This is a genomic window from Candidatus Effluviviaceae Genus V sp. (genome assembly GCA_014728125.1).
Taxonomy (GTDB): Bacteria; Joyebacterota; Joyebacteria; order Joyebacterales; family Joyebacteraceae; genus WJMD01.
This window is the reverse complement of record WJMD01000098.1, coordinates 1-14,050: the sequence shown is the minus strand read 5'-3', so window position 1 is coordinate 14,050 and position 14,050 is coordinate 1. Positions and strand designations below refer to the sequence as shown.

At 67.1% G+C, this 14,050-nt stretch carries 13 protein-coding genes; all 13 read left to right on the top strand.

What is annotated here, in order from left to right; genetic code table 11:
- Positions 1 to 889 (top strand): NADH-quinone oxidoreductase subunit F (locus tag GF405_05930; GenBank protein ID MBD3367696.1); only part of this gene is annotated, 889 nt, incomplete at its 5' end.
- Positions 890 to 971: 82 nt separating this feature from the next.
- A complete protein-coding gene (locus tag GF405_05925; GenBank protein ID MBD3367695.1) occupies positions 972 to 4,754 on the top strand; it encodes a molybdopterin-dependent oxidoreductase in 3,783 nt (1,260 codons plus the stop codon).
- A gap of 121 nt (positions 4,755 to 4,875) precedes the next feature.
- Entirely contained in the window at positions 4,876 to 5,064 is a 189-nt protein-coding gene (rpmF, locus tag GF405_05920; protein ID MBD3367694.1) for a 50S ribosomal protein L32, read from the top strand.
- Between the two features lie 81 nt (positions 5,065 to 5,145).
- On the top strand, positions 5,146 to 6,099 hold the full coding sequence (gene plsX / locus GF405_05915; GenBank protein ID MBD3367693.1) for a phosphate acyltransferase PlsX: 954 nt from the start codon (positions 5,146 to 5,148) through the stop codon (positions 6,097 to 6,099).
- Positions 6,092 to 7,084, top strand: coding sequence for a beta-ketoacyl-ACP synthase III (fabH, locus tag GF405_05910; protein MBD3367692.1), 993 nt, complete (start codon positions 6,092 to 6,094; stop codon positions 7,082 to 7,084). The genes plsX and fabH overlap by 8 nt, the downstream gene beginning before the upstream one ends.
- Before the next feature lie 19 nt (positions 7,085 to 7,103).
- Positions 7,104 to 8,042 (top strand): ACP S-malonyltransferase, encoded by a 939-nt coding sequence (gene fabD, locus GF405_05905; GenBank protein MBD3367691.1) that lies wholly within the window; start codon positions 7,104 to 7,106, stop codon positions 8,040 to 8,042.
- A gap of 20 nt (positions 8,043 to 8,062) precedes the next feature.
- Complete coding sequence (gene fabG, locus GF405_05900; GenBank protein ID MBD3367690.1) at positions 8,063 to 8,800, top strand: 3-oxoacyl-[acyl-carrier-protein] reductase; 738 nt, start codon at positions 8,063 to 8,065, stop codon at positions 8,798 to 8,800.
- A 48-nt stretch (positions 8,801 to 8,848) separates the two neighbouring features.
- Positions 8,849 to 9,097, top strand: a complete 249-nt coding sequence (locus GF405_05895) for an acyl carrier protein (GenBank protein MBD3367689.1) — start codon at positions 8,849 to 8,851, stop codon at positions 9,095 to 9,097.
- Positions 9,098 to 9,227: 130 nt separating this feature from the next.
- Positions 9,228 to 10,472 carry a beta-ketoacyl-ACP synthase II gene (fabF, locus tag GF405_05890; protein MBD3367688.1) on the top strand — a complete coding sequence of 415 codons (1,245 nt, stop codon included), beginning with the start codon at positions 9,228 to 9,230 and terminating at the stop codon, positions 10,470 to 10,472.
- 26 nt (positions 10,473 to 10,498) lie between these two features.
- Positions 10,499 to 11,356, top strand: a complete 858-nt coding sequence (gene rnc / locus GF405_05885) for a ribonuclease III (protein ID MBD3367687.1) — start codon at positions 10,499 to 10,501, stop codon at positions 11,354 to 11,356.
- Entirely contained in the window at positions 11,356 to 12,522 is a 1,167-nt protein-coding gene (locus GF405_05880; GenBank protein MBD3367686.1) for an acyl-CoA dehydrogenase, read from the top strand. The genes rnc and GF405_05880 overlap by 1 nt, the downstream gene beginning before the upstream one ends.
- Before the next feature lie 56 nt (positions 12,523 to 12,578).
- Positions 12,579 to 13,373, top strand: coding sequence for an electron transfer flavoprotein subunit beta (locus GF405_05875; GenBank protein MBD3367685.1), 795 nt, complete (start codon positions 12,579 to 12,581; stop codon positions 13,371 to 13,373).
- Positions 13,374 to 13,396: 23 nt separating this feature from the next.
- A partial coding sequence (locus GF405_05870) for a 4Fe-4S dicluster domain-containing protein (protein ID MBD3367684.1) occupies positions 13,397 to 14,050 on the top strand: 654 nt, incomplete at its 3' end.

Here is a 14,050-nt window from a genome sequence, read left to right as displayed (position 1 = left end):
TCTCAGACCGCCGTATCCCTCGGTGAAGGGTCTCTGGGGCAGACCGACGAACAACAACAACGTCGAGACCTACGCCAACGTGCCGTGGATCATCAGGAACGGCGCCGAGAAGTACGCCGAACTCGGCACAGAGACGAGCAATGGGACGAAGGTCTTTGCGCTCGCGGGCAAGGTGAAGCGCGGCGGGCTCGTCGAGGTGCCGATGGGCATCACGATCCGCGAGATCGTGCATGACGTCGGCGGCGGCGTGCCGGAGGGGCGCGAGTTCAAGGCAGTCCAGATGGGCGGGCCTTCGGGCGGCTGCCTGACGAAGGACCACGAGGACCTCGCGATCGACTACGAGTCGATCACGAAGACCGGGGCCATTATGGGATCGGGCGGCATGGTCGTCATGGACGACTCGAACTGTATGGTCGACATCGCCCGTTTCTTCCTCCAGTTCACGCAGGACGAGAGCTGCGGGAAGTGCACGTTCTGCAGGATCGGGACGAAGCGGATGCTCGAGGTCCTCGACCGCATCACCGCCGGCGAGGGGCGCGAGGGCGACATCGAGCTCCTCGAGGAGCTCGGAGAGAAGATCATCTCGTCGTCGCTCTGCGGACTCGGGCAGTCGGCACCGAACCCGGTGCTGACCACCATCAGGTACTTCCGCGAGGAGTACGAGGCGCATATCAACGAGAAGCGCTGTCCGGCCCACTCGTGCAAGGCGCTCATCAGATACGAGGTTGACCCGGAGAAGTGTGTCGGGTGCACGCTGTGCGCGCGCGTCTGCCCGACCGGAGCGGCGAGGGGCGAGAAGAAGGAGCCGCACACGATAGAGCAGGACCTCTGCACGAAGTGCGACGCCTGCCGACAGGCGTGCAAGTTCGACGCGATCACGGTCACGTAGCCGATCCTGGGGATGACCCGCGGGGCTTCGACGGACCCTGCGGCGCTCCGGATGGGGCGGTTCCATACAGAGGGGATGAACTGTGGCGCTCGTTAGGATCACACTGAACGGTCAGGAAGTCCAGGTCGACGAGGGCGCGACGATCCTCGAGGCCGCCAACGCGAACGGCATCGAGATCCCGACGCTCTGTCACGACCAGCAGCTCGAGCCCTACGCCTCGTGCTGGGTCTGCGCCGTGAAGCTCGAGGGGATGAAGCGGTACGTCCCGTCCTGTGGAACGAAGGTCGTCCCGGGGATGAAGGTCTGGACGGACACAGACGACGTCATCGCCGTGCGGAGGATGGCGCTCGAGCTCCTGCTCTCGAACCACCGCGGGGACTGCGTGGCGCCGTGCAAGGCGGCGTGCCCAGCCGGCGTCGACGTTCAGGGATACATCGCGCTCATAGCGCAGCGGCAGTACCGGGAGGCCACGAAGCTGGTCAAGGAGGTCAACCCGTTTCCTCTGACGATCGGCCGTGTCTGCACGAGACCGTGCGAGGGTGAGTGCAGGCGGAACGCCATCGACGGGCCGGTCGGCATCGACTACCTGAAGCGCTTCGCGGCCGACTGGGACATCGAGCACGAGGATCCCTGGTCCCCCGCGGTGAAGCCGTCGAGCGGAAGACGCGTCGCGTGCGTCGGCGCGGGACCGGGGAGTCTGACCTGCGCCTACTACCTGGCTCAGGAGGGGCACGAGGTGACCGTCTTCGAGGCCCTTCCCGACCCGGGCGGGATGCTCCAGTACGGCATCCCCGAGTACCGTCTGCCGAAGAACACCCTCCAGCGCGAGATCGAGCTCATCCTCTCGCTCGGCGTCACGCTGGAGCGCGGCAAGGCGCTCGGCCGGGACTTCACGATCGACGATCTCAAGAGTCAGGGCTTCGATGCCGTCTTCCTCGGCATGGGAGCCATGGGCAGCCGCAGAATGAAGGTGCCGGGGGAGGACCTCGAGGGTGTTCTCGCGGGGACCGAGTTCCTCAAGAAGATGGGGCTCGGCGAGAAGGTCGAGATCGGTCGTCGAGTCGCCGTGATCGGCGGCGGCAACACGGCGATCGACGCGGCGCGGACCTCGCTCCGCCTGGGCGCCGAGCAGGTGACGATCGTCTATCGCCGGTCGCGCGCCGAGATGCCGGCCTGGGACGTCGAGGTCGAGGCTGCGGCGCACGAGGGTGTCGAGATGCACTTCCTCGCTTCACCGACGGCCATCGAGGGCGACGGGAAGTGTGAGAAGCTGACCTGCATCAGGATGGAGCTCGGCGAGCCGGACGCCAGCGGCCGCAGGCGTCCCGTTCCCGTCGAGGGATCCGAGTTCACCATCGAGGTCGACAACGTCATCGCCGCCATCGGCCAGGTGGCCGATCTCTCGGCGATCCATGACACGGCGGAGAAGAACCCCGACTCCGCGGAGGCGAAGCTCGAGCTTACGCGCTGGGGCACGTTCGTCGCCGACGAAACGACGGGGCGGACCTCCGTCGACGGCGTCTTCGCGGGCGGAGACTGCGTGACCGGCGCGGCGACGGCCATCGAGGCGATCGCCGCCGGCGGCCGGGCAGCGGGCGCCATCTGCCGGGTATTCGAGGGAGAGGAACTCGGCGCGGTCGAGCCGTTCTTCAATATAACCAAGGAACGGTGGGACGCCTTCCCCGAGGAGGAGCTCGAGGACTACCCGAAGAAACCGCGTCAGGAGATGCCCGAGATCGAGGTCGATGAGCGGATCCGCACGTTCGATGAGGTCGAGCAGGGCTACACGGAGGAACAGGCGCTCGAGGAGGCCTCGCGCTGTCTCGAGTGCGGCTGCGTCGGTGCGTTCACGTGCGATCTTCGGACGTACTCCGCTGAGTACGGCGCGGACCACAACCGGTTCGACGGGGCCGTGACGCGGGACGAGCAGGACGAGCGGCATCCGTGGATACGCATCGAACCTGAGAAGTGCATTCTCTGCGCCCGCTGTATCCGGATCTGCGAGAATGTCCAGGGCGCGGCGGCGCTCGGTCTCTTCCGCAGGGGATTCGATGCGCAGATGAAGCCCAGTCTCGACCGGGCGCTCGCCGAGACGCCGTGCGAATCGTGCGGTCAGTGCGTCGCGTCGTGTCCGACCGCATCGCTTTCGATCGCCGTCGATGCGCCGAAGCCGGGTCCCTGGGACCTCGAGCCGACACGGACCACGTGCACGTTCTGCGGGACGGGCTGCACGCTCGCGCTCGACCGTGTCGGGACACGGATCGTCTGTTCGGCACCGTCCGACATGCCCGGTGCCAACGACCGGAACCTCTGTGTGCGCGGACGCTTCGGCTTCGAGCATCTTCTGAACGGCGAGCGCGTCGCCTGTCCGAAGGTACGCGGTGAGCGGGCCGTCGCCGAGACGTCGCTCGAGGAGGCCGTCTCCGAGACGGTGGCGGGGATTCGAAAGGTGATAGAGGAACACGGCCCCGGGTCGGTGCTCGTCCTGGGGTCGCCGCGGCTCACGAACGAGGAGGCCTTCTGGCTCCAGAAGCTGGCGCGCGTCGGCCTCAAGACACCGAGGGTCGGCTCGCTCGCGCTGCTCGACGAGTCCCGCGTCTACGACGCCCTCGCCGGGGCGACGGGCGCACACGCGTCGACAGCGACGTACGACGACCTCGGCGACTCCGACGTCATTCTGCTGCTCGACTCGGACATCGCCGAGGAGCAGACGGTCGCGGGTATCCACGTCAGGAAGGCCGTCGCCCGGGGCGCGCGGCTCATCGTCGTCTCGGAGACCGAGACGCGCATGGCCCGGCTTGCCGACACCTGGATCCGGATCGCCCCCGACAGGCTCGGCGGGCTCCTGGCCGCGTGGGTCCTGGCGGGGCTCGAGAGCGGCGCGGCGCCTGAACACGTCGACCCGGCCGCGGTCAAGGCGGCCGTTCCGGACGGCGGGCCGGCCGCGCTGGCTGAGGAGGCGGGCGTCTACGCCGACGTGCTGACCGAAGCGGGGCGGGCCTTCATCGGAGGCGACCGCCCGACGCTGGTCGCCAATGTACTGTCGTTCGACCGGCGCTCGGCCGGTGAGGACGCAGCGATGGCCGTGGCACTGGCCTCGACGGCCGGGTGCACCGACCGTGTGCTCTTCCTGAGGATGCGTGCGAACGGGCAGGGTATCACCGATTCCGGGCTGCATCCCCGGCTGCTCCCGGGACAGGCCGATGCGGCGGACCCGGAGACGCTCGCGCGGTACGCGGGCGTCATGGGCGGCGACGTTCCGGCGGCGGGAGCCGAGCCGTTCGATCCGGTCGCGCTGATCGAGGCCGGATCCGTCAGGGCGGCGCTCATCGTCGGTGAGGATCCGCTGGTCGGAACGGACGACGCGAGTAGAGTGCGGGAGGCGTTCGGGAAACTGGATACGCTGGTCGTCGCCGACTCGATACCGAACGTGACGGCGGGCATGGCCGACGTCGTGCTCCCTCTGGCCTCCTTCGGAGAGGTCGACGGGAGCTTCACGAACAGCGAGCGGCGCGTGCAGCGGGTGACCGCTGCGTCGCGGCCCGCGGCGGCCGTGACCGCGCTCGAGCTCCTGGCCGCGCTCGGCCGCGAGGCGGGGCTCGAGATGGGCGACTCCGACCCCGACGCCGTGCGGCGCGAGCTTGAGAGCGCGCTCGCGGGCGGCCCGATCGCCGACTGGTCTCTCGACGGGGACGGCACAGTGTGGCAGTCCGGAGGCCGCGCGAGGGCCGGCCGGCACGTCGCCGACGGACCGACCGTCGTTTTCTTCCACCCGCGCTGGACGGACGCGGCCGAGACGACCTTCTCGCTCAAGGTCGAGGAGGCCGGGCTCGACCCGTTCGTGGTCGCACGCGCCGGAGTTTGAGCTTGACGGGCCGCAGGTCCGTCACTACCATATCGAATATCATCCGGGCTGACAGGGATCCCTGTACAAAGGGGTCCCTGTCGGTCCAGAACGTCTATTGACGACGCAATCGGAGGAACGAATGGCGGTTCCCAAGAGGAAGAGCTCCAAGGCGCGGGGCCGGAAGCGGCGCACGCACTGGAAGGCGAAGAAGCCCTCCCTGTCGGTGTGTCCTTCGTGCGGCGAGCCCAAGCTGCCGCACCGGGTGTGCCCGCACTGCGGCATGTACAACGGCCGAGAGATCATAGAAGAGCCCAAGGAACAGGAGTAGCGTTTGGGCGACCGTCCCGGGCAGCTCCGCACAGCCGGTGACGCCGAGAGAGACCGTCCGACACGTATCGCCGTCGACGCGATGGGGGGAGATAACGCCCCGGCCGTCGAGATCGAGGGAGCGCTGTCGGCGATGCGGGAGGCGGAAGGTCCGCTCGAGGTCGTGCTGGTCGGGCGGAGGGACGAGATAGAGCGCGCCCATCGCGACTCCGGTTCCGACGAGCCCCTGCCGGAGATCGTGCAGGCCGACGAGGTGATCGGCATGCACGAGCAGCCCGCGACGGCGGTCCGCCGGAAGCGGCGTTCCTCGATCGTCGTCGCCACGGAACTCCAGAAGCGGGGCGAGGTCGACGGGCTCGTCAGCGCCGGCAACACGGGCGCCGTCGTCGCCTCGTCGCTTCTCGGACTCGGAATGCTGCCGAACGTCCGGCGCCCCGGCATCGCCGGCCTCTTCCCGACGACGGGCGACCCCACGGTCGTCGTCGACGTCGGGGCCAGCATTGACTCCAAACCTCAGGATCTTCTGGCGTTCGGCATGATGGGCGCGGCGTACGCGCGCAACGTGCTCGGGCGCGGCAACCCCCGCGTGGGTCTCATGAACATCGGTGAGGAGGAGACGAAGGGCGGCGAGCGCGAGCAGGCCGCCTACGCTCTGCTTGCATCGAGTTCGCTGGAGTTCGTCGGGAACGTCGAGGGCGGGTCGCTCTTCAGGGGCGCCGCCGACGTGGTCGTGACCGACGGCTTCGTGGGGAACGTCATGCTCAAGCTCGCCGAGGGGGTCATCCACGTGGTCCTGAAGCTCCTGAGCGACTCGGGGGACGGAGAGCAGCTCCGGCAGCGTCTGAAGGACCTCGATTACGCTGAGTACGGTGGTGCCCCGCTCCTGGGCGTTGACGGGGTCGTTATCATCGCGCACGGCGGCTCGTCCGCAAAGGCGATCAAGAACGCCGTCATGGTCGCGTCACGCTTCGTCGAGACCGACCTCTGCGGGCGCATCGTCGCGCGCCTCAAGGAAGTGGTGGAGCAGCATGGCTGAGTCGAAGAGAACGGCCCGCATCGCCGGAATGGGGATGTATGCGCCGCCGAAGGTGATGACGAACGAAGACTTCGCTCAAATCGTCGACACCTCGGACGAGTGGATCACGCAGATGACGGGCATCAAGGAGCGGCACATCGCCGAGGACGACGTCACGACGTCCGACATGGCCGCGGAGGCCGCCCGGAACGCCCTTGAGAACGCGGGCGTCGAGCCCGAGCAGGTCGAGATGATCATCCTCGGAACGGCGACCCCCGACATGCTGTTCCCGTCGACGGCCTGCCTCGTACAGGCGAAGATCGGTGCCGTGAACGCGTTCGCGTACGACATGGCTGCAGGCTGCTCGGGCTTCATCTACGGGCTCTCGATCGCCCGGCAGTTCATCGAGGCCGGGACCGTGGAGAAGGTCCTCGTCATAGGTGCCGAGAACCTGACGAAGTTCATGGACATGAGCGACCGGAACACGTGCGTGCTCTTCGGTGACGGCGCGGGCGCCGCCGTCGTCGTCCCGACGTGCGAGCCCGACGGCATCGTGCATCAGGTGCTGGGGTCCGACGGCCGACTCGGCGGCCTCCTCGAGTGTCCGGCGGGCGGCGCGCGGATGCCGGCTTCGCGCGAGACGGTCGACGAGAGGCAGCACTACATCAAAATGCAGGGACGCAAGGTGTACGTCAACGCGGTCAAGGCGATGGGCGACTCGGTCGTCCGCGTGATCGAGGAGGCGGGGATCACGGGAGACGACGTCGACATCCTCTTCCCGCACCAGGCGAACATCAGGATCATCCAGAGCGTGGCCGAGCGGGCCGGCACGCCGATAGAGAAGGTCTACGTCAACATTCATAAGTACGGCAACACGTCGGCGGCATCCATCCCGATCGCGATGACGGAGGCGATCGAGGAGGGGCGTCTCAAGAACGGCATGACCGTCGCGATGGTGGCCTTCGGAGCGGGCTTCACCTGGGGCTCGCTCCTCATGAGGTACTAGTTCGGCGGGAGGTCCTCGATTGCAGCGGACAGCGTTTCTCTTTCCCGGACAGGGCTCGCAGAGGGTCGGTATGGGTCGGGACCTCTTCGAGGGGTCGCAGGACGTTCGCGACCTTTACGAAAGGGCGTCCGAGGCCGTTGGTCTCGACATCGCGGCGGTCTCCTTCGAGGGACCGGAGGACAAGCTGACAAGGACCGACAACGCGCAGCCGGCACTTCTCGTCGCCGGCGTCGCCGCCATGACCGAACTCGTTCGTCGCGGCGTCGAGCCGTGGGCCGTGGCCGGACACAGTCTCGGCGAATACTCGGCGCTCGTGGCGGCCGGCTCGATCGACTTCGAGGACGGCGTCAGGGCCGTTCGGGAGCGCGGCAGGCTGATGTACGAGGCCGGTCTGAAGCGTCCCGGCACGATGGCCGCGATCATCGGGCTGGACGAGGACGCCGTCGGGGCCATTGTGAAGCGCGCCTCCGCGGCGGGTGTCGTCCAGACGGCCAACCTGAACGCGCCGGGCCAGGTCGTCATCTCCGGCGAGGTCGACGCCGTCAAGGAGGCGATGGACCTCGCGGGCTCGGGAGGCGCACGGAGGGTGATCGGGCTCAAGGTGAGCGGCGCGTTCCACTCAGAGCTCGTTGACGAGGCCCGCGCCGGCATGGAGGCCTTCCTCAGGGACGTCGAGATCCGGGAGCCGAGGGCTCTCTTCGTGTCGAACGTCACCGGCGGGGCCGTGGCCGATCCGGAGGAGATCAGGAAGAACCTGGTGGCCCAGATCGTCAGCCCGGTGCGCTGGGTGGACGATGTCAGGGCCCTCGTCAGGCGCAGCGCGTCGCTCTTTCTCGAGGTGGGACCGGGCAACGTGCTCCGAGGGCTCCTGCGGAGGATCGAGCCGGAGGCCGCTTCGCTGCCGGCCGGCAGGCTCGAGGACATCGAGCGAGCGGCGGCCGAGATCGCATCGAGGTAGCTGACGATCGGGAGGATGGTATGAAGCTCGACGGCAGGAAGGCCGTCGTCACGGGAGCCGGCCGTGGGATCGGCCGCGCCATCGCCGCGAAGCTCGCAGCGCTCGGCGCGCGCGTCGCAGTGGCCGACGTCGACGGCGACGCGGCCGAACAGGTCGCCAGAGAGATCGAGGACATGGGCGGACGCGCGATGGGCGTCGCGCTCGACGTGACAGACGCCGACGCGGTCACCTCGGCGATGAAGAAGATCGCCGCCGATTTCGACGGCATCGATATTCTGGTCAACAATGCGGGCATAACGCGCGACGGGCTCATCGCCAGGATGTCGCCCGGGGACTGGCAGATGGTGCTCGACGTCAACCTGACGGGGGCCTTCAACTGCATCCGGGCGGTCTCGCGGACGATGATGTCGCAGCGCTACGGCAGGATCGTCAATATCTCGTCGATCATCGGCCAGATCGGCAATGCCGGTCAGGCGAACTACGCCGCCTCGAAGGCCGGGATCGTGGCTCTGACCAGGTCGGTTGCGAAGGAACTCGCGTCGAGGGGCGTCACGGCGAACGCCGTCGCGCCGGGCTTCATCGAGACCGGAATGACGGCGGACCTTCCCGAGAAGGTCAAGGAGCAGTACCTGTCAACGATCCTCCTCAGGCGCTTCGGCAAGGCCGAGGACGTCGCAAATGTGGTTGCATTCCTCGTTTGCGATGAAGGAGACTATGTCAACGGTCAGACGATCAATGTCGACGGGGGGATGATCTAGCGCTCGCGCGCTCTCCCTCCAGGGCACGAACGAAGGAGTTTGAGAAACATGGCTGATGTTGCTGCGAAGGTGAAGCAGGTCATTGCAGAGAAGCTCCAGATCGACGCGGGACAGGTGACCCCCGAGGCGTCGATCGTCGAGGATCTGGGCGCCGATTCGCTGGAGCAGGCGGACATCCTCTTCTCGCTCGAGGACGAGTTCGGGATCACGGCCGACGATACCGACGAGGCCGAGGGACTGAAGACCGTCGCCGACATCGTGTCGTATCTGGAGAAGAAGGTCGAGGAGGGGTCGTAGGAAGGGCGACGCCGGAGCCCCCTCGCGGCCTCGACGGCCCACGGGGCTCCGGCGTCCGCTTCGCGGAGTTCCGACACGGGGCCCGGGAACGGCGCCGGGCGCCAGGACGCACAAGACAGAAAGGGGAGGAATGTCACCGAGGAGGGTCGTGGTCACAGGCATGGGAGCGCTCACTCCGCTGGGTCTCGACGTCCAGTCGTTCTGGGACGGGCTCGTGGCGGGGAGGAGCGGTTGCGCGGAGATCAGCTCGTTCGACGCGAGCGGATTTCCCGTGCGCATCGCGTGCGAGCTCCCCGGGTTCGATCCGGAGGAGTACATCGAGAAGCGCGACATCCGGAAGATGGATCCGGTCACCCGATATGCCATGGCCGCCGCCCAGATGGCCTGGAAGGAAGCGGGATTCGACGATGGGGCGATCGCGCCTGAACGAGCGGGCGTCGTGATAGGCACCGGCGTCGGGGGTATCCAGACGCTCGAGAACCAGCACACGGTGCTCATGGAGAAGGGGCCGCGCAGGATCAGCCCGTTCTTCATCCCGATGCTCATTGCGGACATGCCCTCCGGGCAGGTCAGCATCCATCTCGGTCTCAAGGGTCCGAACTACGCGACGGTCTCGGCGTGCGCCTCGGGGGCGCACGCTATCGGAGCGGCGTACCACGCCGTCCGCGACGGCGATGCCGAAGTGATGGTCACGGGCGGCACGGAGGCGGCGGTCTGTCCGCTCTCTCTGGGCGGCTTCGCGAACATGAAGGCGATCTCGGCCCGGAACGACGAGCCGGAGAAGGCCTCTCGTCCGTTCGACAGGGACCGCGACGGCTTCGTCCTCGGCGAGGGCGCGGGCATCGTCGTTCTCGAGGAGCTCGATCACGCGAAGGCCCGGGGGGCGAGGATCTTCGCCGAGATGGTCGGCTTCGGCGCGACGGGCGATGCGTACCACATGACGGCGCCGGCCCCCGAGGGAGAGGGAATGGCGCGCGCCATGTCGGCCGCTCTCGCGGCCGGTGGCCTCGACCCGTCGGACGTGCAGTACATCAACGCCCACGGTACGTCGACGCCACCGAACGACAAGCTGGAGACGGCCGCGATCCGCACCGTTTTCGGAGACCACGCGGAGAGACTCGCCGTCTCGTCGACGAAGTCGATGACCGGTCACCTTCTCGGAGCGGCGGGCGGCATCGAGTTCGTCGCCACCGTTCTCACGCTCGAGAAGAAGATCGTTCCACCGACGATCAACTACGAGACGCCCGATCCCGAGTGCGACCTCGACTACGTTCCCAACCAGGCCAGAGAAGCCGAGGTGACCTGCGCCCTCACCAACTCGTTCGGTTTCGGAGGGCACAACGCCGTGATCGCCCTCCGGCGGTTCGACGAGTAGCTTGCGGTGAGAGGGTGCCTCACACCATGAAGAACGGACCAATCGGCTGGCTCGCCGGCCTCGTGCCGCGCGCTGAGGGCGTGGACCCTGAACGCGCGAAGAAGCTCAAGGAACTGACAAAACGGCTCGGCGTCCGCATCAAGGACCTCGGGCTCCTCAATCAGGCACTGATGCATCGGTCGTACGTCTACGATGCAGACCTCGAACGGAACGCGTCGAACGAGCGCATGGAGTTCCTCGGAGACGCCGTGCTCGGCCTCGTCGTCAACGAGTATCTCTATGCCCGGTTCGGTGAGCGACAGGAAGGACGGCTGACGAAGATCAAGTCGCTCGTCGTCAGCGAGTCGGTCCTCTCGAAGCGGGCCGAGGAGATCGATCTCGGCGAGTTCATCCTCCTGTCCGACAACGAGCGGGATTCCGGAGGCGCCACGCGTTCGTCGATCATCTCGGACGCCTTCGAGGCGGTCATCTGCGCCATCTACCTGGACTCAGGACTCAAGGCCGCCCGTCGGTTCATCCACGAGCACCTCCTCAGGGACATCGACGAGCTTCTCGAAGACGACGATTTCCGGAACTACAAGAGTCTGGTTCAGGAGCACGCTCAGAAGAAGTACGGGTCGCGCCCTCGCTACCGCGTCGTCTCCGTCAAGGGCCCCGAGCACGCGAGGACGTTCTTCGTGGAGCTCAAGCTCAAGGGGCGGGCGACGGGCCGCGGCGAGGGGAAGAGCAAGAAGGAAGCGGAGCAGATGGCCGCGAGGAACGCGCTCAAGCGGCTCGGGCTCCTCGCGAAGAACGGACGCCTCATCAAGCGCAAGCCCAGATCGAAGCGTTCCGGGTCTCGCCGTTCGAGGCGCGGACGACGGCGCAAGAAGGAGAAGTCCTGATGAACTACTTCCTGACAGAAGAGCAGGAGATGCTCCAGGAGCTCTGTGCTCAGATAGCGAGAGAGAAGATCATCCCGGTTCGGGCCGAGTACGACGAGTCCGGCGAGTTTCCCTGGGACATCGTCAAGGTCATGGCCGAGTCGGACATCTACGGCGTGTACATTCCCGAGGAGTACGGCGGGTTCGGCGGCGGCATCACGGAGATGTGTATCGCCACCGAGGAGCTCTCGAAGGCCTGCGGGGGCATCGCGCTGGCGTTCGCAGCATCGGCGCTCGGCACGATGCCGATCCTGCTCTTTGGGAGCGAGGAGCAGAAGAAGGAGTACCTTCCGCCGATCGCCGCGGGGGAGAAGCTCGCCGCCTTCGCTCTGACCGAGGCCAACGCCGGAAGCGACGCGGGCGCGGTCGAGACACGTGCCGAGCTTGACGGCGACGAGTACGTCCTGAACGGCACCAAGCAGTGGATAACGAACGGCGGCGAGGCCGAGGTCTACACCGTCGTCGCCAGGACGAAGAAGGGGGCAGGCATCCGCGGGATCTCGGCGTTCATCGTCGATAAGGATACGCCCGGGTTCACCTTCGGGAAGAAGGAGGACAAGATGGGCATCCGCGCCTCGGCGACAAGGGAGCTCGTGTTCCAGGACTGCCGGGTGCCGAAGAAGAACCTCATCGGCCGCGAGGGCATGGGGTTCATGGTAGCCATGCGGACGTTCGACCAGTCGCGGCCCGGGGTCGCGGCGCAGGCCGTCGGCATCGCGCAGGGCGCCTTCGAGGAGGCAGCGCGGTACGCCCGGCAGCGTGAGCAGTTCGGACAGCCGGTTGCGTCGTTCCAGGGTGTGAAGTTCATGCTTGCCGACATGGCCACGCAGATCGAGGCCGCGCGGGCCCTGGTTCTCTCCGTGGCCCGGGCCGTCGACGCGGGGGAGAAGAGCGTAGCGAAGCTGTCCGGCATGGCGAAGCTCTTCGCCTCGGACGTCGCGATGAAGGTGACGACCGATGCGGTGCAGATCCTCGGCGGCTACGGCTACATGAAGGAGTATCCCGTCGAGAAGATGATGCGCGACGCCAAGATCACGCAGATCTACGAGGGGACGAACCAGATCCAGCGCGAGGTCATCGGGTCCGCGGTTATCAAGGAGAGCGCCGCGGCCGACCGCGGGAAGTAGTGTGCGGACGGGACGCCGCGTTTCGTCACCGGGGTCCCTGACGACAGGGAGAGATCATGCGGGTCGTTGTTCTCGTCAAGGAAGTGCCCGACACGACCGAGGTCACCATCGATCGGGAGACGAACACGCTCGTTCGCGAGGGGGTGCCCTCGATCGTCAACCCGTTCGACATGTACGCGATCGAGGAGGCGCTCAGGATCAGGGAGTCGCACGACGGCGAGGCGACGGTGACGGTGATGTCGATGGGGCCGCCGCAGGTCGAGGGCTCGCTGCGCGAGGCGCTGGCGATCGGAATCGACGAGGCCGTCCTGCTCTCAGATCGGGCCTTCGCAGGGTCGGACACGTGGTCGACCTCCTACACGCTCGCGGCCGGTATCAGGAAGCTCGGCGGAGCCGACGTGATCCTCTGCGGGAAGCAGGCGATCGACGGGGACACGGCGCAGGTGGGACCCGGTGTCGCGCAGTTCCTCGAGATCCCTCAGGTCACGTTCGTCCGCTCCCTGACGGTCGAGGGCGACCGCGCGCGCGCGGAGAGGATGGTCGAGGGCGGGACCGACGTTCTCGACGTGCCGCTTCCCGCGCTCTTCACCGTCGTCAAGGACATCAACGAGCCGCGGCTACCCTCACTGAAGGGCAAGATGAGGGCGAAGAAGGCCGAGATCACGATCTGGGGCGCCGGCGATCTCGACGTCGACGAGTCCGAACTCGGCCTCGACGGGTCGCCGACGCGGGTCGTGAAGGTCTTCGCTCCGGAGCCGCGCGGCGGCGGCCGGGTTCTCGAGGGAGAGCTTGAGGAGACGGTTCCCGAGCTCGTCGACGAGCTTCTGCCCATCGTGACCGGTGAGGGATAGACGAGGTAGCAGCGGGGGTGCTCTTGAGCAGCATCGAGGTACTTGAGGACCGATGTGTCGGCTGCGAGGCGTGCATTCCGGCGTGTCTCTACGACGCGATCGAGATGAGGGACGGCCTCGCCGTCATCAAGGACAACTGCACGCTCTGCGGAGCGTGCGTCGATGCCTGCAAGTTCGACGCGATCATCCTGAGACAGGCCCATCGCGAGGCCGTATCGACCGAGGACTACCGCGGCGTGTGGGTCGTGGCGGAGTCGCGGCACGGGAGCATCCACGACGTGACGTTCGAGCTCCTCGGACGCGGTCGGGAGCTCGCCGACACGCTGGACGTCGATCTCGAGGCCGTCCTCGTCGGGTCGGGTGTCACGGAGGTTGCTCAGGAGCTCGTGGCCGGTGGCGCCGATGTTGTCCGCGTCGTCGATCACGAGGCGCTCGCCGACTACGTCGACGAGCCCTACGCTGCCGTCGTCGCCGAACTCATCACGCGCCACAAACCCGAGATCGTGCTGACTGGCGCGACGGCCGTCGGACGGTCACTGATCCCGCGCGTCGCCATCCGTGTGCGCGCCGGGCTGACAGCAGACTGCACGGGACTCGCCATAGACGACTCCGAGCGCCTGCTGCTCCAGACCCGACCGGCGTTCGGCGGCAACATCATGGCGACGATCATCTGCCCC

Excerpts from the sequence above, each read along its gene's own strand:
- rpmF (MBD3367694.1), top strand. The coding sequence starts at position 4,876 with ATGGCGGTTCCCAAGAGGAAGAGCTCCAAGGCGCGGGGCCGGAAGCGG.
- plsX (MBD3367693.1), top strand. The coding sequence starts at position 5,146 with ATGGGGGGAGATAACGCCCCGGCCGTCGAGATCGAGGGAGCGCTGTCG.
- fabH (MBD3367692.1), top strand. The coding sequence starts at position 6,092 with ATGGCTGAGTCGAAGAGAACGGCCCGCATCGCCGGAATGGGGATGTAT.
- fabG (MBD3367690.1), top strand. The coding sequence starts at position 8,063 with ATGAAGCTCGACGGCAGGAAGGCCGTCGTCACGGGAGCCGGCCGTGGG.
- GF405_05895 (MBD3367689.1), top strand. The coding sequence starts at position 8,849 with ATGGCTGATGTTGCTGCGAAGGTGAAGCAGGTCATTGCAGAGAAGCTC.
- fabF (MBD3367688.1), top strand. The coding sequence starts at position 9,228 with ATGTCACCGAGGAGGGTCGTGGTCACAGGCATGGGAGCGCTCACTCCG.
- rnc (MBD3367687.1), top strand. The coding sequence starts at position 10,499 with ATGAAGAACGGACCAATCGGCTGGCTCGCCGGCCTCGTGCCGCGCGCT.
- GF405_05880 (MBD3367686.1), top strand. The coding sequence starts at position 11,356 with ATGAACTACTTCCTGACAGAAGAGCAGGAGATGCTCCAGGAGCTCTGT.
- GF405_05875 (MBD3367685.1), top strand. The coding sequence starts at position 12,579 with ATGCGGGTCGTTGTTCTCGTCAAGGAAGTGCCCGACACGACCGAGGTC.